The sequence below is a fragment of the Synechococcus sp. PCC 6312 genome (genome assembly GCF_000316685.1).
Lineage (GTDB): Bacteria > Cyanobacteriota > Cyanobacteriia > Thermosynechococcales > Thermosynechococcaceae > Pseudocalidococcus.
Genome location: NC_019680.1, coordinates 3,618,952 through 3,639,636 on the forward strand (window position 1 = coordinate 3,618,952; position 20,685 = coordinate 3,639,636).

The 20,685-nt window shown below is 50.3% G+C and carries 19 protein-coding genes; 12 read left to right on the top strand and 7 right to left on the bottom strand.

All coding sequences use genetic code 11. From position 1 onward, the window contains the following. Positions 1 to 2 precede the first annotated feature (2 nt). Positions 3 to 1,367, bottom strand: coding sequence for an AAA-associated domain-containing protein (locus SYN6312_RS17560; protein ID WP_015126242.1), 1,365 nt, complete (start codon positions 1,365 to 1,367; stop codon positions 3 to 5). Positions 1,368 to 1,585: 218 nt separating this feature from the next. Here SYN6312_RS17560 and rpsP point away from each other — a divergent pair, with 218 nt between their 5' ends. The 4 genes from rpsP to SYN6312_RS17580 are packed head-to-tail and all read left to right on the top strand — an operon-like array spanning position 1,586 to position 3,344. Beyond that, positions 1,586 to 1,834 (top strand): 30S ribosomal protein S16, encoded by a 249-nt coding sequence (gene rpsP, locus SYN6312_RS17565; protein WP_015126243.1) that lies wholly within the window; start codon positions 1,586 to 1,588, stop codon positions 1,832 to 1,834. A gap of 7 nt (positions 1,835 to 1,841) precedes the next feature. Next, positions 1,842 to 2,204, top strand: a complete 363-nt coding sequence (locus SYN6312_RS17570) for a KH domain-containing protein (protein ID WP_015126244.1) — start codon at positions 1,842 to 1,844, stop codon at positions 2,202 to 2,204. Between the two features lie 3 nt (positions 2,205 to 2,207). After that, positions 2,208 to 2,381 (top strand): 30S ribosomal protein S21, encoded by a 174-nt coding sequence (gene rpsU / locus SYN6312_RS17575; protein ID WP_015126245.1) that lies wholly within the window; start codon positions 2,208 to 2,210, stop codon positions 2,379 to 2,381. 9 nt (positions 2,382 to 2,390) lie between these two features. Next, positions 2,391 to 3,344 carry a PhoH family protein gene (locus SYN6312_RS17580; protein WP_015126246.1) on the top strand — a complete coding sequence of 318 codons (954 nt, stop codon included), beginning with the start codon at positions 2,391 to 2,393 and terminating at the stop codon, positions 3,342 to 3,344. 5 nt (positions 3,345 to 3,349) lie between these two features. Here SYN6312_RS17580 and SYN6312_RS18575 read toward each other — a convergent pair whose 3' ends face one another. Both SYN6312_RS18575 and SYN6312_RS17590 read right to left on the bottom strand, forming a co-directional pair. Beyond that, positions 3,350 to 5,299, bottom strand: a complete 1,950-nt coding sequence (locus tag SYN6312_RS18575) for a serine/threonine-protein kinase (protein ID WP_015126247.1) — start codon at positions 5,297 to 5,299, stop codon at positions 3,350 to 3,352. 161 nt (positions 5,300 to 5,460) lie between these two features. Continuing rightward, the gene (locus SYN6312_RS17590; RefSeq protein ID WP_015126248.1) at positions 5,461 to 6,408 is read right to left on the bottom strand and encodes an asparaginase; all 948 of its coding nucleotides are present in this window, start codon (positions 6,406 to 6,408) and stop codon (positions 5,461 to 5,463) included. A 270-nt stretch (positions 6,409 to 6,678) separates the two neighbouring features. On the opposite strand from SYN6312_RS17590, the gene SYN6312_RS17595 reads away from it, so the two are divergent. The 7 genes from SYN6312_RS17595 (at position 6,679) to SYN6312_RS17625 (ending at position 16,418) form a co-directional block, all read left to right on the top strand. After that, positions 6,679 to 7,653: an ABC transporter ATP-binding protein gene (locus tag SYN6312_RS17595; RefSeq protein ID WP_015126249.1), complete on the top strand. Its 975-nt coding sequence runs from the start codon at positions 6,679 to 6,681 to the stop codon at positions 7,651 to 7,653. Between the two features lie 179 nt (positions 7,654 to 7,832). Beyond that, positions 7,833 to 10,307: an ATP-dependent Clp protease ATP-binding subunit gene (locus SYN6312_RS17600; RefSeq protein ID WP_015126250.1), complete on the top strand. Its 2,475-nt coding sequence runs from the start codon at positions 7,833 to 7,835 to the stop codon at positions 10,305 to 10,307. A gap of 252 nt (positions 10,308 to 10,559) precedes the next feature. Beyond that, positions 10,560 to 12,281 (top strand): transglutaminase domain-containing protein, encoded by a 1,722-nt coding sequence (locus SYN6312_RS17605; protein WP_015126251.1) that lies wholly within the window; start codon positions 10,560 to 10,562, stop codon positions 12,279 to 12,281. A 56-nt stretch (positions 12,282 to 12,337) separates the two neighbouring features. Further along, a complete protein-coding gene (locus tag SYN6312_RS17610) occupies positions 12,338 to 12,802 on the top strand; it encodes a Uma2 family endonuclease (protein WP_015126252.1) in 465 nt (154 codons plus the stop codon). 64 nt (positions 12,803 to 12,866) lie between these two features. Continuing rightward, positions 12,867 to 13,727 carry a response regulator gene (locus SYN6312_RS17615; protein WP_015126253.1) on the top strand — a complete coding sequence of 287 codons (861 nt, stop codon included), beginning with the start codon at positions 12,867 to 12,869 and terminating at the stop codon, positions 13,725 to 13,727. A gap of 19 nt (positions 13,728 to 13,746) precedes the next feature. Continuing rightward, positions 13,747 to 15,057 carry an FAD-binding oxidoreductase gene (locus SYN6312_RS17620; RefSeq protein WP_015126254.1) on the top strand — a complete coding sequence of 437 codons (1,311 nt, stop codon included), beginning with the start codon at positions 13,747 to 13,749 and terminating at the stop codon, positions 15,055 to 15,057. Further along, positions 15,057 to 16,418, top strand: coding sequence for a (Fe-S)-binding protein (locus tag SYN6312_RS17625; RefSeq protein ID WP_015126255.1), 1,362 nt, complete (start codon positions 15,057 to 15,059; stop codon positions 16,416 to 16,418). The genes SYN6312_RS17620 and SYN6312_RS17625 overlap by 1 nt, the downstream gene beginning before the upstream one ends. On the opposite strand, the gene SYN6312_RS17630 is transcribed toward SYN6312_RS17625, so the two are convergent. Then, positions 16,419 to 17,114, bottom strand: coding sequence for a Uma2 family endonuclease (locus SYN6312_RS17630; protein WP_015126256.1), 696 nt, complete (start codon positions 17,112 to 17,114; stop codon positions 16,419 to 16,421). A 177-nt stretch (positions 17,115 to 17,291) separates the two neighbouring features. Here SYN6312_RS17630 and SYN6312_RS17635 point away from each other — a divergent pair, with 177 nt between their 5' ends. Beyond that, complete coding sequence (locus tag SYN6312_RS17635; protein WP_156804884.1) at positions 17,292 to 18,053, top strand: hypothetical protein; 762 nt, start codon at positions 17,292 to 17,294, stop codon at positions 18,051 to 18,053. Here the strand turns inward: SYN6312_RS17635 and SYN6312_RS17640 are convergent. The 3 genes from SYN6312_RS17640 to SYN6312_RS17650 are packed head-to-tail and all read right to left on the bottom strand — an operon-like array spanning position 18,050 to position 20,575. Next, positions 18,050 to 19,009 (bottom strand): alpha/beta fold hydrolase, encoded by a 960-nt coding sequence (locus SYN6312_RS17640; RefSeq protein ID WP_015126258.1) that lies wholly within the window; start codon positions 19,007 to 19,009, stop codon positions 18,050 to 18,052. The two genes, SYN6312_RS17635 and SYN6312_RS17640, sit on opposite strands and share 4 nt — an antisense overlap. Beyond that, a complete protein-coding gene (locus tag SYN6312_RS17645) occupies positions 18,954 to 19,790 on the bottom strand; it encodes a septum site-determining protein MinC (RefSeq protein WP_015126259.1) in 837 nt (278 codons plus the stop codon). Before SYN6312_RS17645 ends, SYN6312_RS17640 begins: the two co-directional genes overlap by 56 nt. Next, positions 19,787 to 20,575 carry a hypothetical protein gene (locus SYN6312_RS17650; RefSeq protein WP_015126260.1) on the bottom strand — a complete coding sequence of 263 codons (789 nt, stop codon included), beginning with the start codon at positions 20,573 to 20,575 and terminating at the stop codon, positions 19,787 to 19,789. Before SYN6312_RS17650 ends, SYN6312_RS17645 begins: the two co-directional genes overlap by 4 nt. Positions 20,576 to 20,685 lie beyond the last annotated feature (110 nt).

The window sequence follows — 20,685 nt, forward strand, 5'->3', positions numbered from 1 at the left end:
CACTATACCTCAGTGGTGGTTAAGGCCAACGGATCATCTAAGACTGGGGTTTCTAGGAAAATCTCCTTCGCGGGTTCGTCATAGCCAAATAATTCCCCATAGCGGCCCCAATCAATGGCTGTATCCAGTTGGCGGTTGGCCTCTTGGGGGGTGAAATAACGCTCCAAAATATCCAGGACTAGACTTTCCGGAATACGGGAATTTTGCTTGGCATTCAAAAAGGCAAAAATTTGCTGGACAAGACGAATATGATTTAACAGTTGTTGTCGAATAATCAACTTGCGTTGGTCAATGTCCCCAGCAATAAAGGCTTGTCCCAATGCGGTGACGGCAATATCTCCCTCATTTAAGGCCACTAACTGCATTAACTTGGCCCCCTCCACAATCGGTAAAATATCATCCAGTTCAAGCTGAAGTTCTTGCCCAAGGCGATATAAATCCTCTTGGCGGTTCTCTAGAAGTTCCAGTAAGCCCGCAATCGAGCCAATTCGCACATGGGGCAATAATTGATATTTCGGCGTTTGGGGTTCACTGCCCGTTTGTCCGGCACTAATCGGCTCTGGTGTTTCTTCTTCCGGCTCATCTAAATCGGGATTGGTGAGAATTTTATAAACCCGATCCACAATGGCCTGGAATGCGGCTTGTTTACGATCTCGGTAATGGGGCAACGTCATCGGAAAATCGGCCCGCACCCGGCCTGGGTTACTCCCCAAAACAATAATCCGATCCGCCAAAATCACCGCTTCTTCAATGTTGTGAGTAACGATTAAAATGCTCTGGGTCGGAATCTTCTTCTCTAGCCACAAGTCCAAGAGTTCAAACCGCAAGTTTTCGGCCGTCAAGACATCCAAGGCTGAGAAAGGTTCATCCATACAGAGGAGTTCTGGTTCCACCGCCAAGGCCCGCGCAAACCCAACCCGTTGCCGCATTCCCCCGGATAATTCCTTAGGATAGGCATTTTCAAATCCATCCAGGCCAATGATGTCAATCATCCGCAGGGCTTTTCGTTTCCGAGAGCGCGGGCCCTCCCCAATGGCTTTGAGACCCAGCTCCACATTTTCCAGCACCGTTAACCAGGGATACAACGCCGAATTTTGGAAAACAATCGCTGCCCCTGGATTTAAGCCCCGCATCGGTTCTTGCCGGTAAAGCACCTGTCCTTGGGTCGGAGTCACCAGTCCGGTAATGATCCGCATTAACGTCGATTTCCCCGATCCCGATGGCCCCAACAGCGCAACAATTTCCCCGGTTCTTAACTCCAGGTTAATTTGCTCCATAATCGTAATTACTTGACCATTGGGCTGCCGATAGGATTTTTCGATGTTAATCAATTTAATTAGGGATTCGTTCTGCACCTTGGTCGGCATCGGTTCCCTCCTAAATTTATCTAGATGGTCAAAATTAATCCAACTTGATTGTATAGCCTCAGATAGACCGAGATGAACGAGTCAAAATTCCCAACCCAAGGTTATGTCTCCCTGCCATTGATAACAGCCAAGCACAAAAAAGATGACTATCCTTGGGGATGAAGCTATGTTATAGTTAGAGACCGGTTCATATAATTACGGAGTTTTCTGCCGCTGGCATGATTAAACTGAGATTGAAACGATATGGCAAAAAACGCAATGCGACCTACCGTATTGTGGCCATCAATAGCCGGGATCGGCGCGATGGGCGGCCTTTGGAAGAATTAGGGTTTTACGATCCAATTCGGGAAGTCACCCGTTTAGAAACAGAAGCCATTCATCGTCGTTTAGAAGCCGGGGCCCAACCAACGGAAACTGTGCGGCGAATTCTGGAGAAAGCAAGCATCCTCACTCCGGCAAAGGCTTAAGTTGTCCATGACTGCTGTCTCCGTTGACTACACGGCCCTCGTTGAGTTTTTACTCACCCCCTTTTTGGATATGCCCCAAGCCTTACGGGTGCACACGGAATTGCGGGCTAACCATACCAAGGCCTGGATTCGTGTTGCCTTTGATCCCACAGATAAAGGCCGGGTTCTAGGGCGGGGTGGGCGCACAATTCAATCGATTCGAGCTATTGTTGAAGCCGCCGGACAAAACCAAGGGCAGCAAGCCTATCTCGAAGTTTTTGGCGAACGTGATTTTAAATCCAGTTCTCGTTCTCGCGATCAAGAAAGTGAAGGTTCCAAACGGCGACCCCAGCGAGATCATCCCCGACCCACCCCAAGGAGGCAAAGTTAATCTGTGTCTGAAGTGCGTTTAGGTGAAAATGAATCCATTGAGTCTGCATTACGGCGATTCAAGAAAAAAATCCAAAAAGCTGGGATTCTCTCGGAAGTCAAACGCCGGGAGCGCTACGAAAAGCCCAGTTTAAGACGTAAACGTAAGCAGGAGGCCGCCCGCAAGCGGAACCGCTAAACTCTGTCTATGCCAGAGGTACTGACAATTCAACTCCCAACTGCGGCCGCTGCTGTGGCTTTAGCTGGTGAGAATCAGGGGAACTTAAGGCTATTGGCCGACCAAACCGGAGCCAAGTGGGTTCTGCGCGGACAAGACTTACTCATTTGTGGAACCGAATCCCAACAAACCCTCAGCCAGTCCCTCCTGCAAGCTCTCGGACATCTTTGGCAGGATGGTAAATTTATTACTCAGGTAGATATTCTGACCGCCCGGCAAGCCCTGGATACCCAACAAACGGAAGAACTGCGAGACCTACAAGCCGATGTTTTGGCCCGCACCAGACGGGGGGAGGTGATTCGGGCTAAAACGTTTCGGCAACGGCAATATATTCAAGCAATTCGCAACCATACCCTCACCTTTGGCATTGGCCCGGCCGGCACAGGCAAAACTTTTCTGGCTACGGTTCTGGCGATTCAAGTCCTCCTCAGTCACGAATTTGAACGCTTAATCCTGACACGACCAGCAGTGGAAGCGGGAGAGAAGCTCGGTTTTCTCCCCGGGGACTTGCAGCAAAAAATTGATCCCTACCTGCGCCCCCTCTACGATGCTCTCTATGAGTTTGTGGAGCCGGAGAAAATCGCCAACCTGATGGAGCGGGGCGTAATTGAAGTCGCTCCCCTGGCCTATATGCGGGGTCGGACGTTGAACAATGCCTTCGTGATTCTGGATGAAGCCCAAAATACGACCCCTGCCCAAATGAAAATGGTCTTGACCCGGATTGGCTTTAACTCCAAGCTCGTTGTCACCGGCGATGTCACCCAGACGGACTTGCCCCAACATCAACCCTCTGGCCTAGTGGTGGCGGAACAAATCCTGGGGCAGGTGACTGAAATTGCGTTTTGCTATCTGACCAAGGGTGATATTATCCGGCATCCACTCGTAGAAAAAATCATTGCAGCCTATGAGCATCACCAGGCCTAGGCTAGCTACTGGGCAACGGCGGCTTCAATATTACCAATGGCCTCTGGGCTGGCTGTTGGGGTTGGTGATGCCAGATTCGGATTATTTAAAGTTTCTACCTCCGGAGAAGAGCTTGCTGTTACCTCCGGTGTTGCTTCTGGGGGTGGGGAATTGCTATCCAACCCAGGACTGGTGGCTGCTCCATCGGGGGTTACCGGATTGGTCTCTGGGGCCGTAGCTTGCCGAGTCTGGGCATTCTGGATCAGGGGGGCGATATTTTGGCGGTAATAGTCGGAGTCTTCGGGAACTGGCTGGCCATTCAAACGCACTTGTTGGGCTAGGGCAATGGCTTCCGGCCATCGTTGTTGATCAAAGGCCTGCCGGGCCTGGGCCAGCGTTGTTTGATTAGCCGCAAATTCAGCCCGCCAACTGGCCAGAGCATCCTGGGCAATTGAATGGCTGGGACTGGTGGGAGGAATGGCTTGAATGAGAGCTTGGGCCTGGTCAAGATTCCCACTTTGATAGGCCTGGTTAGCTTGACTGAGAAGGGCATCAGACCATAACCCCAAAAGTTCTTGAGCAGCGGTATAGGCTGGGTCGGCTTGGGGAATTGTGGCGAGGAGGGCCATGGCCTGGGGGCGTTGACCATCTTCATCTAAGGCTTTGGCGGGATCTAGCCGACATTGAATTATTAAGGACTGGGCCTGGCCATAGAGCTTGTCAGTACTGGGGATCTGTTGGGCCAGTTTGAGACAGTCATCAAAGGCTCCGGTTCCCCGCCGTTGGTGGGCTTGGTCTAGGACTGTTTGCCATTGCGAGGGGGGGGTGACAAAACCCAGGCCGCCAACCAGGCCCATAATGCCCGCCATGAGGGCCAAAATCGTGCCCCCAAATATCAATATTTTTTGTAGCCCTGTCAGGGGTGACAGTGTTGGCTGGGCAGAGTCGCGCGTCGAGGTCTGCTCTTCAGCGGTCTCTCCGGGTAACCAAGCATCCAGATTGGCCAGTTCACTATCCGTTAGTAGTCCACCATGGACTGAAGTTGCTGGGGGGATATCTACTGTTGTTGTCAAAAGAACCGGTGGAGACTCTAGTAAGGCGACATTGTTGGCTGTATTAGCTGCCAGGGCGGCCACACTGACTGGGGCATAAAAATCTGTTAGATGCAGCAGGGCCCGTAAGGCTTCACTGGCATTGCTAAATCGTTCTTCCGGGAGGGGGTGGGCGAGTCTGCTAATGAAGGCCTCTAGTTCAAAGTTGGCTAAGGCGAGGGAGGACCAAATGATTTCTCCAGTTTCTTGATCGCGGGGTAAGGCTTCAATGGACACTCCCGTCAAGGCGCGTATCCCGAGATAGCCTACGGACTGGACATCACGCCCGTAATCAGGAATTACTGTTCCATCGGCCGCCGCCGCATAGCCAGGTGTGGAAACAGCAATGCTGACATGGACATCCCCATCGGGAGTTGTAAATTGAGTTTGCTCCTGTTTAACAGTGCCGAAATCAACTAAAACAATCCGGTTATCCCGATATCGCCGCACCAGATTTTCCGGCTTAACATCCCCATGGATCACCCCTTGGCTATGGGCAAAGCTGAGGATTTCGAGAACATTTTTAAGTAATTCTGTGGCCTGAGACTCGCTCCAGCGTTGATCAGTTTGAAACTCTTGATCAAGGGTATGCCCTTCGGCGTAGTCATGGACAATAAAGAAGCCCCCGTCCTGCTCAAAGTAACTGACTAGGGCGGGCATTTGCTCATGATGTCCCAACCGCCCTAATATCTCGGCCTGGCGCAGGAACAGCTGCCGGAGTTTTTTGAGAAATGCGGCGGTTGTACTAGCTGGTTTGAGGTACTTGATAATGCAGAGGGGATTACTGGCCCGGCCAATATCTTTAGCCAAGTAGGTCTCTCCAAACCCCCCTGTGCCGAGAAGTTTGAGGATGTAATAGCGATCCTGGATGAGTTGATGAATCACAACACTACACAGGCAATTTGGTCACTGTTGGTTCTTGAAGAGAGCTAGGGAATATGCCCAGGCACGCCATGAAACCTAATTTCAAAGCCCCCTACAGTAAGAATAATTTTTATTACAAAAACCTATGTTGCCGTTGTTACATTTGGGGCAAATTTAAGTATTTAAGTTAAGACTAATTCCCCAATTACCTCAAGGCGGGTAAAATGGGTGATATTCAAAAAAGTTTCCGCCAAGGTTTCAGCAATAGCTGGGGTAATCCAGCCCATTTGACGAAGCAGATGAATCGCGACTGCATACTTAGCTCGTTTAGCTCCATCGGTCACTTTGATCGCCAGGCCCATGCCTTCCCCAATCCGTCCGATGCATTGAATCCCTTCTGCCCCTGTCTTGCTGACCAGTTCCCCTTGGGTGAGACGCATCAGTTCCGTATCAAATTGTCCATCCCCCGCAACCATGATCGGATGGTGAGTCATGGCCCGAATCACTCGCTCCATGGCCCAGTCTTCCCCAGAGGTGAGTTGAGCATAGAGAGTGGCCATGTCCGCAAGTTGCATGAAGTAGGTGGGGGCGCCGCAGTCATCATGGGCGTAGATAAATTCTACCGCGGGCATCCGTAACAGTTCCGCAACTTTCGCCAAAATTAACTCTTGGACAGGGTGCTGCCGATTCAGGTAGGTGTTGAGGGGCCAGTTCCGTTGTTGACAAACCGCCAGCATCCCAGCGTGTTTCCCAGAACAGTTGTGGGCTAAGGGGCCCTGTTGACCAGTGGGTGTAGGACATTGGAGATTGGTGGGGTCAACATCAGATCGCCAGAGAATATTAAATACTTGCCGTAATTGTTCGACGGTGCCCCGATGGGAACTGCAAATCACCGCCAGATCCCGATCACTGAGATCAAAACGCTCAAGGGTGCCACTGGTGGTAATCGCCAAGGCCTGGAAGGGTTTGAGGGAGGAGCGAATAAAGGCGGCAGTTTCCGCATCTCCAGCTAAGGAAAGAATTCGTCCCCGTTGATCACAGACAACAGCATGACCTCGATGGACAGACTCAACGATTCCTTCGCGCAGGAGACGAATTTCAAAGTCAGGGGCCTGGGTACGTTTGGACATAGATTTTCTGGCAACTTTTTGCACTCTAGCATTTTGACATTTTGAGTTTTACACAGAAAATAGAGTTTTCAAGGTGGGGCCAAGTTAAATCGCCAGATTCTACCGCTGAGGATTGAGGACTAAACAGGTTCAGGGGCGTGCACGACTCCTCAAGCAGTCAGGGAACCCATGCCCTAATCCTAAAAAAAACCTTGGAGAATCCCCAGGCCTGGAGTAGGATCTAGGTCAATTAAGCTCAACTCGTCACCTGTTTGTTCTGCCTCTATTTCTATGGATAGTTTCTCTGCCAATCTCCAGCCAGGCCAGGCCAAGCGGCCCGTTGTTGAAATTAAGCAACTGCGTAAAACCTATCGGACTGGATTTTGGCTCCAACAAAAAATTAACCCTATGAAGGGCTATGACCTGACCATTTATGAGGGCGAAACCTTTGGCTTACTGGGCCCCAATGGTGCAGGTAAAACGACACTTCTAAAAACACTCCTGGGCCTGGTGCGTCCGACTGCGGGAACCGGGTTAATTCTGGGACATCCGATTGGCGATAGACGGATGAAAGAAACCATCGGCTATTTACCGGAAAATCCCTACTTTTATGACTATTTGACGGGTTGGGAATTTTTAGAGTTTACGGCTGGGCTATTTCGGATTCCCCGCACGATTCAAAAACAACGGATTCCAGTACTCCTGGAAATGGTTGGTTTATCGGTAAAAGATGCTCGCAAAAAACAAATGCGCCGCTATTCCAAAGGGATGCTCCAACGGGTTGGCATGGCCCAGGCCCTGATTAATGATCCAGAACTCGTCTTTTTAGATGAACCGATGTCTGGCTTAGATCCCCTCGGCCGGTATCAGGTTCGGGAAATTATCTTATCCCTCAAGAAACAGGGCAAAACGATCTTTTTTAACAGTCATGTTCTCTCGGATGTGGAAGCAATTTGTGATCGGGTTGGGATTCTGCACCAGGGGGAACTGATCTGTGAAGGGGGGATTGATCAACTGCTGGGCAGCACAAATACTTATCATGTCGAGGGTCGGGGCGGTCACATTGAAGGCATGCAGGAGTGGCTAAAACAGTTGGAAGTCCAAGGAGATCGCTGGCAGGGAATCATCCAGGAATCCCCAGAGCGGTTTTTAACCATCGTCAAAGAGATGGGTGGGCAAGTGCTGAGTTTGAAATTAGGGCGACCCTCTTTAGAAGAATTTTTTGTCGATCAACTGCGCCAACGGGGCCTGGTGATTGGAGCCTAGGGAATTAACGCCAATAAGCAACTTAAAAATAATTTAGGCGTAAAAACCGAACCCCAATCCCCTCCCCCAAACTTAAGCCAGAACACTAGAGTAGTTGTAGGTTTGCATACAACTTAGCACCTAAAATCCCGTGTTAAGATTGTCTCTACCAGCACGCAGCAACCATTTGGGGTAAGGTCATGTTTGAACGGTTTACAGAAAAAGCCATCAAGGTGATTATGCTGGCGCAAGAGGAAGCCCGGCGACTGGGTCACAACTTTGTTGGCACAGAACAAATCCTCCTCGGTCTGATTGGCGAGGGAACAGGGGTTGCTGCCAAAGTCCTCAAATCCATGGGAGTCAATCTCAAAGATGCCCGGATTGAAGTCGAAAAAATCATTGGTCGTGGCTCTGGCTTTGTGGCAGTAGAAATTCCCTTTACACCGCGGGCTAAACGAGTTTTAGAACTGTCCTTAGAAGAAGCGCGTCAATTGGGCCACAACTACATTGGTACAGAGCATTTACTCTTGGGGCTAATTCGCGAAGGAGAGGGAGTGGCGGCCCGGGTGCTAGAAAACTTAGGGGTCGATCTCTCTAAAGTTCGCACCCAAGTGATCCGGATGCTGGGCGAAACAGCCGAGGTTGCCGCTGGCTCCAGTTCAGGACGGACAAAAACTCCCACCTTGGATGAATTTGGCTCTAACCTAACCCAGATGGCCATTGACGGTAAATTAGACCCCGTTGTGGGGCGGCAAAAAGAAATTGAGCGGGTCATTCAAATTTTAGGACGGCGGACAAAAAACAACCCTGTCCTGATTGGTGAACCTGGGGTGGGTAAAACCGCCATTGCCGAGGGCCTGGCCCAACGGATTGCCAACAATGATATTCCTGATATTCTTCAAGAGAAACGTGTTGTCACCTTGGATATTGGCTTACTCGTGGCCGGAACCAAGTATCGGGGGGAATTTGAAGAGCGTCTGAAAAAGATCATGGACGAAATTCGCCAGGCCTCCAATGTGATTCTGGTGATTGATGAAGTCCATACCCTGATTGGAGCGGGGGCGGCCGAGGGGGCCATTGATGCGGCCAACATTCTCAAGCCGGCCTTGGCTCGGGGCGAACTCCAGTGCATTGGGGCCACCACTCTTGATGAATACCGTAAACACATCGAACGGGATGCCGCTCTTGAGCGCCGATTCCAACCCGTGATGGTCGGTGAACCGTCTGTTGATGAAACCATTGAAATTCTCTATGGTCTGCGGGAGCGGTACGAAAAACACCACAAACTGAAAATTTTGGATGAATCCCTGGAAGCTGCGGCTAAGTTGGCGGATCGGTATATCTCAGATCGCTATCTGCCGGATAAAGCCATTGACTTGATTGATGAAGCCGGATCACGGGTGCGGTTGATTAATTCTCAATTGCCTCCAGCCGCTAAAGAGTTGGATAAAGAACTGCGGCAAGTCTTGAAGGATAAGGATGATGCAGTGCGGGCCCAAGACTTTGATAAGGCCGGGGAACTGCGGGATAAGGAAATGGATTTAAAAGCCCAAATCCGCAATATTTCTCAACAGAAGAAGTCAGAAACCACCACGGATGAAGATAAATCTCCAGTCGTCACCGAAGAAGACATTGCCCATATTGTTTCCTCTTGGACGGGTGTGCCGCTGAGCAAGTTAACCGAAACCGAATCGGAAAAACTGCTCCATATGGAAGACACACTCCATCAACGGGTGATCGGTCAAGATGAGGCTGTCAAAGCAATTTCTCGGGCGATTCGCCGGGCCCGGGTTGGTCTCAAAAATCCGAATCGTCCCATTGCCAGCTTTATCTTTTCAGGCCCCACTGGAGTTGGTAAAACCGAGTTAACAAAAGCTCTGGCTGCCTACTTCTTTGGTTCGGAAGAGGCGATGATCCGCTTGGATATGTCGGAGTTTATGGAACGACATACGGTTTCTAAACTGATTGGGTCTCCTCCTGGCTATGTCGGCTATAACGAGGGTGGGCAATTAACGGAAGCGGTGCGGCGACGGCCCTATACGGTGGTGCTGTTTGACGAGATCGAAAAGGCTCACCCCGATGTCTTTAACCTCTTGCTCCAAATCCTGGAGGATGGGCGGTTAACGGATTCTAAGGGACGTACCGTTGACTTCAAAAATACCCTCTTGATCATGACTTCAAACATTGGTTCGAAGGTGATTGAGAAAGGGGCTGGGGGCCTGGGCTTTGAGTTTGCCAGTGATAACCCGGCCGAGTCTCAGTACAATCGCATCCGGTCGTTGGTGAATGAAGAACTGAAGCAATACTTCCGTCCTGAGTTTCTCAACCGCTTGGATGAAATTATTGTCTTCCGGCAACTCACCAAAGACGAGGTGAAAGAGATTGCCGATATTCTCCTCAAGGAAGTCTTTACCCGTTTAACCGAACGCAATATCACCTTGACGGTTACGGATCGGTTCAAAGAGCGGCTGATTGATGAAGGATATAACCCTAGCTATGGGGCGCGACCTTTACGTCGGGCAATCATGCGCTTATTGGAAGATAGTTTGGCGGAAGAGCTCCTTACTGGCCGGATGAAGGAGGGGGCTACAGCCGTTGTGGATGTGGATGAGTCGGGCCAAGTTAAGGTGCTGATTACGCCCCCCCAACGGGAACTAGTCTCGGCTGCGGAATAAATAGGTTTCTAGTTCCTGTTCCCTATCTTGTTGTCATGCCATCCGATCAATGTTATCGTCACTCTTTCGTTGACGAAGCTGGTGATCTGGCGTTGCTTAATCCACAGCGGCCTATCCTCATAGCTTCCCGCTCTGAATTATGGCAAGGGAATCGTGTGAAGTAATTTGCCAGGGTTGAAACCTAGGGAAAAAACAGGCTAAGGTAAACGGCAATTAGGCATGGGCGTATTCTGGCCTGTCAAAGGATAAAGTGTGACTGAGATTATTGAGGCAGAGTTAGTCGCTGATGATCCTCCGACTCCGAGTTGGCGAATTGTCCGTCCCTTAGGTAGCTATCAACTTTATGGCCTGGCCTGGGTAAATGACGACTCTGTTTGGCTGCGGCAATTGTCTCGCTTACCCTACCCGGCTGCAACTCATGGCGCGACGCTCCTGGCCGTGGATCGGATTCGCGGTTACTTGCTGCTCGTTAATCCTGAGAATAACCATGCTGAAATCCTCAATCCTTACAACGCCGAGGACTTTTTAGATGCCCAGGGGCTTTGTCTGTGGCAGGAAACTCTCTGGTTTTGTCGAGCCGAAAGCGTTTATGTCTGCCAACTGCCCGACTTTACGCCGCAAGTTTTTACCCGCTTGACCTACCCAGTTCATGGAGTAACGGTGGATGCAAATGGGGTTTATGTTACTTGTCAAAAATCCGGCTATATTCACCAACTGGCCCACAAAACAGGCGATTTGATTCGGAAAATTCCGCAACCGGGGATTGGGCCGGAAAATCTCACCTTGGCTAGCAACTACCTTTGGGTCTGTGATCAGTTAGAGCAAACGGTTTATCAACTTGACATTACTACGGGGAAGGTTCAATCTGCAGCGTTAACACCGTTTACCAATCCTACGGCGATTAGCCTGGATCCAGAGGGTAACGTTTGGTTAACCTATGCGGGGGAGGAACCCTACCTACGGGACAATCCCAATAACCTGAATAATCCGTTAGAACTGGACTATCGAGATTACACCTATATCCATCCCCTAGTCTTTCAGCCCAATGCCGCTGACTATTACACACTTTCCAATGGCTACCTAATTGAGATGTGTTATCTGGAGGAAATTTCTCCCCTGGATGAGACCTACTTGGATAACCTAGAGTGGCGCATCTCCTTGCCGGTAGACACTCTCCGCCAAAGACTCATTAAAGCCGAACCCTTGGGAACTCCCTATCAGGTTGAAACCGTTGGAAATCACCAGGTTGCCGTGTTTCACTTTCCCGAATTACGCTCTCCTGAGGCCCGTTTGTTTGGTTGGCGGGCCTGGGTCGAAGTGCGCGGGATTAAATATCACTTGACTCCTGATGATGTGCCTAGGGGGGAATCTTTATCGACCGAATTTGCGGCAAAGTATTTAACTGATGATGATGATTTGGCGATGGATCACCCCCTTGTCCAGGCTGCGGCTCGAGAGGCGATTGGGACGGAAACCAATATCTTGCGGCAGATGTTGAAAATCCGCAATTACGTTTATGACCGTCTTTCCTATAGTTTGACTCCGATGATTGATACCCCGGATGTGGTCTTGGAACGCGGCGTGGGTTCCTGTGGGGAATATGTGGGAGTTTTGCTAGCCTTGGCCCGCTTAAATGGGATTGCCTGCCGCACAGTTGGCCGGTATAAATGTCCTCCCACTCCAGAGCAAATTGGGATTCCCTTAACAGCAACCTATAATCATGTTTGGTTGGAGTTTTATGTGCCGGGGATCGGCTGGCTACCGATGGAGTCTAACCCTGATGATGTGGTTGAGCGGGGCCCTTATCCGACCCGTTTTTTTATGGGACTGCCCTGGTATCACATTGAAATGAGTAAAGGGATTCCCTTTGAAACAACAAATTACCGTGACAAAGGGGTTCGGATCGGTAATCTGGCTCTCAATCATGTTCGCTTTACAATTTTGGCTGAGTTGCCCCCACACTCCACTAGCTGATATTCAGAGTCAAGTTAACCCTTTAAGTCTTGCTGTGGATTTAGGAGGATAAAGAAATGACTGTTGCTGCCGAAGTCAAATCTTGGACAGATGAAGCCTTTATGGCCTTGCCTCAGGATGGGCAGCGTTATGAGCTAGCGAATGGGGAAGTGGTGGAAATAAGCAATTCCGGGATGGAGCATGGCTACTTGGCCAGTGTTTTAACAATCCAGTTGGGAGGGTATATTCAATCTCACAAGTTAGGCGCGATTTGTGATTCGAGTACGGCGTTTACGCTCAAAAATGGCAATAAGCGATCCCCTGATATTTCCTTTATTAGTCGGGATCGTCTCACAGGTTTTAGCCGGCCACCCCAGGGATTTTTTAAGGGGGCCCCTGATTTGGTAGTAGAGATTCTCTCGCCGGGAAATACTGTTGAAGAGATGCACCAGAAAGTTGTCGAGTATTTTGAGAATAGGACACGTTTACTATTGATAAAACACTTCACAAAGAGCAATGTCAACGAGCAATCTGAGGGCTAGGGTTGCGTATTTCATCGGATTCTGTCTTGTCTAGTAGAGTAGAGAGAGAGTAGGAGATATCTGCATGGCCTTAGAACAATTGACCTCCGTGCCAGGCAATATTTTGGTTGTGGATGATACCCAAGAAAATCTGGAAGTCTTGAGTGCTTTGCTGGAGTTAGAGGGGTATGAGGTGCGGATGGCAATTAATGGGCAGATGGCCTTGATGGGTGTTGAGGCTGAACCGCCAGATTTAATTTTGTTGGACATTATGATGCCGGATTTGGATGGCTATGAGGTTTGCCAGCGGCTGAAGAGTAATCCCAAAACTAAAGCTCTGCCCATCATTTTTATCAGTGCTTTGGATGATGTTTTTGATAAGGTTAAAGCGTTTCAGGCCGGTGCTGTTGATTACATCTCTAAGCCATTCCAGGCCGAAGAAGTTTTAGCGCGAGTCAAAAACCAACTGACGATTGCCAATTTAGAAAAGAGTCTGCGCCACAAGAATGCTCTTCTCAATAGGCAAAATGAGCAACTCCATCAGGTTGTGGAAGAGCGGCGCGAGTTGGTCACTTCGTTGCAGGAGATGGAAGAAAAGTCACGGCAAATGTTTGACCAGGCCATTGTTGGCATTTATCAGCGTTCCCCGGCAGGCCGGTATTTCAAACTGAATGATGCCTTAGCCCAAATATATGGCTATGCCTCGGCCCAAGACTGGCTGGATGATCCCCATGCCCATGAAAAACTGCCCTATGTGGATGATCAACAATGGCCCCGATTTCTGCAAATGGTGGATAAGCAGGGGTTTGTGAAAAATTTAGTCGGTCAGATCTATCGAGCTGATGGTACGCAAACCCGAATTTGTGAAAGTGCCCGCCCGGTGATTAGTCCTGAGGGACAACTGCTCTACTATGAAGGGTTTGTGTTTGAAATTCCGGTCAAGTAATTTTGGGTTTAGCCGAGTAATGACCGTTATTTCTCCCCAATCAATCATTGATACTCTCGGAACTATTGTCGGGCGTGAGAGCATCCAGGCCTGGGCAGAGCATCCTGCAAAGTCCATTTGGCAACGAGCATTATCTCCAGATACACACCCTGTCGCAGTAGTTTATCCGGCATCAGTGGCCCAAATCCAAGCGATCATGCAGGCCGCATCCAGTCAAGGCTGGCGAGTCTTACCCCTAGGCAGTGGAACTAAGTTGGCCTGGGGCGGATTAGGGATTGCCGATATTTTGCTGAGTACGGCCCACTTAACCCAACTGATTGATCATGCCGCGGCGGATATGACCGTCACAGCCCAGGCCGGGATCAGCTTCCAGTCCCTCCAAGATCAACTCAAAGCCGAACAGCAATTTATTCCCCTGAATCCGATCCAGCCTGACCAGGCCACTCTGGGGGGAATTGCCTCAACCCGAGATACAGGCTCGCTGCGGCATCGGTATGGCACGATTCGAGATCTGTGCTTGGGGATGCAGTTTGTCCGGGCTGATGGCACGTTGGTCAAGTCCGGGGGGCGAGTGGTTAAAAATGTGGCTGGGTATGACCTCCATAAAGTGCTAATCGGGGCCTGGGGCACATTGGGGATCATCACCGAATTAACGTTGCGGGTCTATCCTCTGCCGGAACACAGTCAAACCTGGCTCATGGGTGGGGCCTCTGATCGATTGGCCCAACTGCTGCCGGATTTACGCGGTAATAGTCTAATGCCGACTTGTCTAGATTTGCTCTCTCCCGATTGGCTGACATCAACGCATTTACAGGGCGACTTGGGCTTACGGGTGCAGTTTCAAGGCTTTAGGCCAGCGGTACAAGTGCAAGGGAAACGCCTCAAGCAGTTAGCTCAACAGGCCGGGGTACAGATTACGGAAATTCCCCAACCATTAGCGGGCCTGGGGGCTGGGAATTTGGGGGCCGGGGGGCTGCGAGCCAAGTTTGGTCTCTTACCCGATCAAGGGGTGTTAGGTCTGAACATGATCTTGGCTGAGATTACTAAACTAGGCCTGGGTGGTTCCCTCGTGTTCCATTGGGGGGCCGGGATTGGGGAAATGCAACTGTTGGGGGATGAACCCGCTTTAGCCAAAATTGTCACTATTATTCGTCCTCTCTGCCAGGCCCGCGGGGGATTTTTCACCGTCTTAGATGCGCCCTTAGCCCTCAAGCAAAGCCTGGATCTATGGGGCTACACCGGGAATGCAATGGCACTCATGGGAACAATTAAGCAACAATTTGATCCCAAGGGCCTGTTGAGTCCGCAACGTTTTGTCGGAGGGATTTAATGTCAGAGTTGCCAGCCTCATTACCCGTATCAGCGGCCACCTATCCTCCCTTCCTTGGCTTTGATAACCAATCACCCCCGGATCCGAAGCTGATTGATACCTGTGTCCACTGTGGGTTTTGTTTAGCCACCTGTCCCAGTTACCGAGTGATTGGCAAGGAAACCGACTCTCCGCGGGGGCGGATTTACTTAATGGATGGGATCAACACCGCCAAAGTCCCCCTTTCACCAGCAACCGTCCAACATTTTGACTCCTGTTTAGGCTGTTTAGCCTGTGTCACGACTTGCCCCTCGGGGGTGGCCTATGACCAGTTAATTGCCGCCACTCGTCCCCAAATTGAACGGAATCACAAACGGTCTTTAGGAGAGCAACTCTTACGGACGCTGATCTTCACTACATTTCCCTATCCCCAGCGTTTACGGGTCTTGTTGGCTCCCCTCTGGCTCTATCAAAAAATGGGGATACAAACCCTTTGGCGGCGGTCTCCTTTAGCGAAACTGTTACCTAAATCCCTCGGGGCGATGGAAAAAATGTTGCCCCCGATTCCCCCCCAGGCCTGGCAGGATAAATTTCCAACTGTGATTCCAGCCCAAGGGACAAAACGATTTCGAGTCGGGTTCATTCTCGGCTGTGTCCAACGGATTTTCTTGCCAGAAGTCAACGAAGCTACGGTGAGGGTCTTAACGGCCAATGGCTGTGAAGTCGTGATTCCCCCTAGCCAAGGCTGTTGCGCTGCTCTCTCCCACCACCAAGGCCAAGAAGCCCAGGCCCAAGCTCTTGCTCGCCAGATGATTGATACCTTTGACCAGTGGGATTTAGATGCCGTGATTATTAACGCCTCGGGTTGCGGCCATACCCTGAAGGAATACGGACACTTACTAGCGGAAGACCCAGACTACGCCACACCGGCTCAAGCCTTTGCCAGCAAAGTTAAAGATGTTCAAGAATTTCTCGCCAATGTGGGTTTAACCGCCCCCCTCCATCCCCTCCAAGAAGATCCCCTGACACTGGTTTATCAAGATGCCTGTCACATGATTCATGGGCAAAAAATCAGCCTGCAACCCCGTCAGCTTTTACGGAAAATTCCTGGTGTGACCTTGCGCGAACCGATTGATGCGGCGTTATGTTGTGGGAGTGCCGGGGTTTATAACATTTTCCAGCCGGACGTGGCTGCGGAACTGGGCCGACAAAAAGTCAAAAACCTGACCCAAACCAAGGCAGACGTGATTGTCTCAGCTAATGTCGGTTGTACGTTGCAAATTCGCCAGTATCTTCCAGAGCAGCACCACACTATTCCCGTCTATCATCCGATGCAGCTTTTAGATTGGTCAATTCGCCAAGAACAGATTCCAGAGAATTAATTAAGGTTCAACCCCAGCCTTGCGCAGAAGTTCCAGTAACCGCAGGTTTTCCGCCTCGGCCTGGTCTGCCCGTTGTTTTTCCAAGTCAGCCCGCTCTTGGGCTAGAATTAATGACATTTGGGCCGCCTCTGCTTGTTTGGCCAGTTCAATCGTGGACAAAAAAGGTTTTCCATCCGGGTAATAGACCTTGAGCAATTCTGGTGTCCAAGCAAAGCGAATCCCTAAACGGGGGCTAGTCCAGGCCTCGATTTCTTCAATCAATTCCAGTTTGTCCTCAACCCGCTCCAGGCCAGTGAGTTCATGGCGATCCGGATCATAGATGTAATATTCTTCCACGCCGTATCGCTCATAAAACTGGAGTTTTTTGGTCATTTCTTTGAGCGTATTCCCCGGCGACAAAATCTCAAACACGACTTGGGGCGCAATATTATTCTCTTGCCACTGGCGATAGGAACCCCTGTCTCCTTTAGGACGACCCAAGGCCACTAAGACATCGGGGGCAATCCGAATATCGGGCCGACCTTCGACGGGATACCAGAGTAAGTCACCCCCCACAAAGACATTAGGATCATTGGCAAACAAACATTCCAGATTTTCTTTGATCAGGACAATCCAGTTAAATTGCTTGGTGTTGTCAGCCATCGGTTGCCCGTCACTATCGGGGTAGATAATGTCCGGTTGGGTTGCCAGTGTCATGATGTCCACCCAGTCAGGGTTAGTTTTATTTTAACCAAGCCAAGTTCTCCACAAGTGGCCTGGGACAGTTACAAAAGCTTAACAGGGGCCTTGTGCATACTCCTGCATAATCCAGAGGAGCGGAACGGTATCACCAATAGGTCAGTTGTAATGTGTCAATTTGCCTTGGACTAACCCTTGAGTTTGTTGAGCGAGATTATGGTCAAAACGGCAGTTTTACCCCCTTTAATGGAATATACTCATCCCTTGGTACAGCCCCTCCTCAAGCTGAGTGACCAGGCCCTTGTGGAATCTTTTCAACAGCAGTTACAACAAGGCCGCTATTTTGTGGCGATTTTTGCCCGCTATGCGCCTTTGGTTTATAGTGTCCTCTCCCACCACGCCCGCAGCCAAGTCCAAATTGATTTCTTGTACGCCAAAACCTGGCAAACCATTTTCGTTAGTTTACACGCCGTCAAGTTTACCGAAGCGGGGGTATTGATGGCCGATGAAGATCAAGCTCCTGTCCCCACATTCCGGGCCTGGGTATTAAATCAAGTGGCCGCCTGTGTCCATAGCCCAGTGCCTCCCATTGAGTCTATTTCCTATACCCTCCAAGTCGCTTCCCCCCCATTTTGGTGTTATTTGGAAGCAGCCCTAGCCTACCTACCCGCCCTAACTCGCCTAATTTTGGTGACAACACAGACCTTTCACTGGAATACGGAGCGATTGATTGCCTTTCTTGAGGCCGAAGACCAACCCATCACTCTCGGAGAAATTTCCCAGCATCTCCAAAATGGCTACCAACTGTTACGGGATTGCCTGCCCGGTGATGTGCAAACGATTTACCTCAGCCAGATTGCCCCCGCTAGAACCACAGTCAGCCAGGACTTCCATGCGGATTTAGATCGTTTGGCCAACAATCTATTTGCCGAGGAAACCTTACCCATTCCCGCTTAGGGTTTACTCCCCTCCCCCTTGAGGGACTCCAGAAAAGCCAACATTGCGCCTGTAACCAATTGGGACGACTCAATGATAGAACCATGGCCGGTTTCAGGTAGGACTGCAAACTGGGCCTGGGGGATCCCTTGGGCTAGCTGGTGGGCAAATTTGATGGGCGTGATCAAGTCCTGATCTCCGTGGAGAATTAAGGTGGGGCAGTGAATTGAGACTAGGCGGCTAATGGTGTTGCTCTGGATGATCGCCTGGCTTTGGTGAGCTAATTCCTGGGGTGAAGGTAAGTTTGGGATGGAGTCAATGCCCTGGAAAATCTGGTTAATGGCCTGGGGAGTGGCAAAAAACCGCTGACTAAATAACCAATGGACTAGAGACTTCAGGTAAAACCGCATCTCAAGCCGTGTTGCTAAATCACCCAATAATTGCATCAGGGCCTGGAATTTCGGATCCGGCATGGCCCAAGTTGCCAATAAAATCAGGCTTTTGACTTTTTCAGGGGCCAGAAATACCAGTTCTTGGGCAATTTGCCCCCCCAAGGAATGCCCCGCCACATGAACCGCATTAATGCCTAAATGCTCTAAAAGCACGGCAATATCTTGGGCGAGATCGGTAACACGGTATTCATGTTCAGAAGTGGAACTCTGCCCAATGCCCCGATTATCCAAGCGTAAGATTCGGTAATCTTGAATTAACTCCGGCAGCATCAATGCCCAAGTCGAGGTGTCGCTAGCAAAGCCTGGAATTAAAAGAAGCCAATCTCCTGCGTGATTACCTGATACGGTGTAGTACAGTTCAGCCTGACCGATTAAGAATTTAGGCATGGTGGAGTTGTAAGCATCTATCTGAGTCGGCTCAGAAATAACCGTTGCGTTTGAGGATTGGCTAATGAGGACGGGTTTTTCCTTAGGCAAGGTGAAGGTGGCCGACTGGGGCAATCTGGATCCCGTTGGGGGTGGCATAGGCAACTTCTGGATAGAAACCCTTGGGAGGAGTCGGGCTACGGGCAATTAAGTCAGCAATTCGCAATTGAGTGGCGGCTAAGTACAGTCCCATAATCCGGGCTGATAAATTCCCACCTGCTCCAGCATGAACAACCCCACGAATGCGGCCCCAGACTAAAATATCTCCACCAGCAATAATGGTGCTGCCTGGGTTCAAATCACCAACGAGAATGACCGAGCCAGCATGACAAATTTCATTGCCAGATCGCAGAGTTGTTTGCAGATAGAGAGGGCTAGCGGTGGGGGCCGCCTCTGTAGGGCTTGCTTCGCTATCAGGAAAGGGGGGGATGAAGAGAGTTTGTTCAACGCTGTAACCGAGGGTGGCGGCGGCAATGGCGGTTTGACGACGACTGGTGCAAATTCTTTGTACGTTAATGTGGACAGGGTGAAAAGCTTCCGCGAGTTGTTGGAGTTGGCGTTGGTCGAGGAGGCGATTCCCGACGCGCACTTCCATATGGGTTTGGGGAGACCAAAATGGAGACCGGGCTTGAAGATGGAGTTGCAATTGTTGCCAAACCGCTTCCCAGTCTCCAGGCATTTCCGGCGGTAGTTGGAGAATGAGTTGCCCCGCTTGACTGTAGAGATTGATGCCAAAATCTGTGATGTTCGCAACGGGTTGGCTGGGTTCCAGTTCTGGTAATTCTTCAGCTAAGGCAGGCGATTCAGAGGCAGTGGGGGTGGTTTGAGCAGGGAGATCGCTGGTCTTGGTCTCTCCAGGATTTTGCTCCATAGCTGTCATGGTTGACCAATCCGTAGCCGTTGGGTCACGAGGATCTTACCTGTATCCCGAATTAGGGCGATGGATATCCACTGGCTCCCGGCCTGGTTGGGGGCCCGGCCAATTTTAAATAACCCGCCCGCTGGCAATAACTCTAGTTTCAAGGGAGGAGATTTGAGGTAAGTTTCTGGGGTGATGGGTTGAACGGTAGCGGTTCCTAAGAGGAGGGATTCACCTAGGGGTTCTTGAACAATGACATCTAAGTTGTAATCTTGACCGAGCTTGACGGCAGTGGGGAGATTAAATTGGACTGTGGGTGGAGCCGAGCCAGAGGTCATCTTGGTCTGCTCAGAGGTAATGTCCTGCCAGGTAATTTGCCCGTTGACAATTTTTTGCCGACTGCTCAGGTTAGATTCAAGGGTTAGGGGTTGCTCTTGAAACTGACCTTTGCCGTTAATGGTGGTAGTGAGTTCAACGTCCCAGCCTGTGGCATTACGTTTCCAACGATTGACGGTGGTGCGATAGGTCAGGGTAGGATACTCTTCCCAAAGGCGTTTAATGACTTTCTCAAGTATTTCCCGATTCAGACCATCCGTAGAGCTAAAACTGGGGGCATAAAACTCTAAAAGTGCTGCCAAATCCCGTTGATTAGCCGCAGTATCAATTTTCTGAATGAGGGACTGGAGTTCTGTGGGGACGGCTGGGCGAGAAACATTTCCCTGGGCCTGGGCTGTGAGATCAGCGATTCCAGCGCTACTGGTGGCTAGGGTCAACACTAAGAGAGCAGATAAATAAGAACGGGTCATTCTATGCCTCAGCCAAGAGAAGATGAAAATTCACGGAAACGCGCAATTTTACTTATGCTTTATGATACTCCCCGGCCCCAGGCCTGGTGATATTGAGCCTGTAAAAATCT

What these genes read in the sequence shown, in the direction of transcription:
- rpsP (WP_015126243.1), top strand. Translation starts at nt 1,586, where the DNA reads ATGATTAAACTGAGATTGAAACGATATGGCAAAAAACGCAATGCGACC.
- SYN6312_RS17615 (WP_015126253.1), top strand. Translation starts at nt 12,867, where the DNA reads ATGGCCTTAGAACAATTGACCTCCGTGCCAGGCAATATTTTGGTTGTG.
- SYN6312_RS17580 (WP_015126246.1), top strand. Translation starts at nt 2,391, where the DNA reads ATGCCAGAGGTACTGACAATTCAACTCCCAACTGCGGCCGCTGCTGTG.
- SYN6312_RS17650 (WP_015126260.1), bottom strand. Translation starts at nt 20,575, where the DNA reads ATGACCCGTTCTTATTTATCTGCTCTCTTAGTGTTGACCCTAGCCACC.
- SYN6312_RS17595 (WP_015126249.1), top strand. Translation starts at nt 6,679, where the DNA reads ATGGATAGTTTCTCTGCCAATCTCCAGCCAGGCCAGGCCAAGCGGCCC.
- SYN6312_RS17600 (WP_015126250.1), top strand. Translation starts at nt 7,833, where the DNA reads ATGTTTGAACGGTTTACAGAAAAAGCCATCAAGGTGATTATGCTGGCG.
- SYN6312_RS17620 (WP_015126254.1), top strand. Translation starts at nt 13,747, where the DNA reads ATGACCGTTATTTCTCCCCAATCAATCATTGATACTCTCGGAACTATT.
- SYN6312_RS17590 (WP_015126248.1), bottom strand. Translation starts at nt 6,408, where the DNA reads ATGTCCAAACGTACCCAGGCCCCTGACTTTGAAATTCGTCTCCTGCGC.
- SYN6312_RS17560 (WP_015126242.1), bottom strand. Translation starts at nt 1,367, where the DNA reads ATGCCGACCAAGGTGCAGAACGAATCCCTAATTAAATTGATTAACATC.
- SYN6312_RS17630 (WP_015126256.1), bottom strand. Translation starts at nt 17,114, where the DNA reads ATGACACTGGCAACCCAACCGGACATTATCTACCCCGATAGTGACGGG.
- SYN6312_RS17610 (WP_015126252.1), top strand. Translation starts at nt 12,338, where the DNA reads ATGACTGTTGCTGCCGAAGTCAAATCTTGGACAGATGAAGCCTTTATG.
- SYN6312_RS17570 (WP_015126244.1), top strand. Translation starts at nt 1,842, where the DNA reads ATGACTGCTGTCTCCGTTGACTACACGGCCCTCGTTGAGTTTTTACTC.
- SYN6312_RS17645 (WP_015126259.1), bottom strand. Translation starts at nt 19,790, where the DNA reads ATGACAGCTATGGAGCAAAATCCTGGAGAGACCAAGACCAGCGATCTC.
- SYN6312_RS17625 (WP_015126255.1), top strand. Translation starts at nt 15,057, where the DNA reads ATGTCAGAGTTGCCAGCCTCATTACCCGTATCAGCGGCCACCTATCCT.
- SYN6312_RS17640 (WP_015126258.1), bottom strand. Translation starts at nt 19,009, where the DNA reads ATGCCACCCCCAACGGGATCCAGATTGCCCCAGTCGGCCACCTTCACC.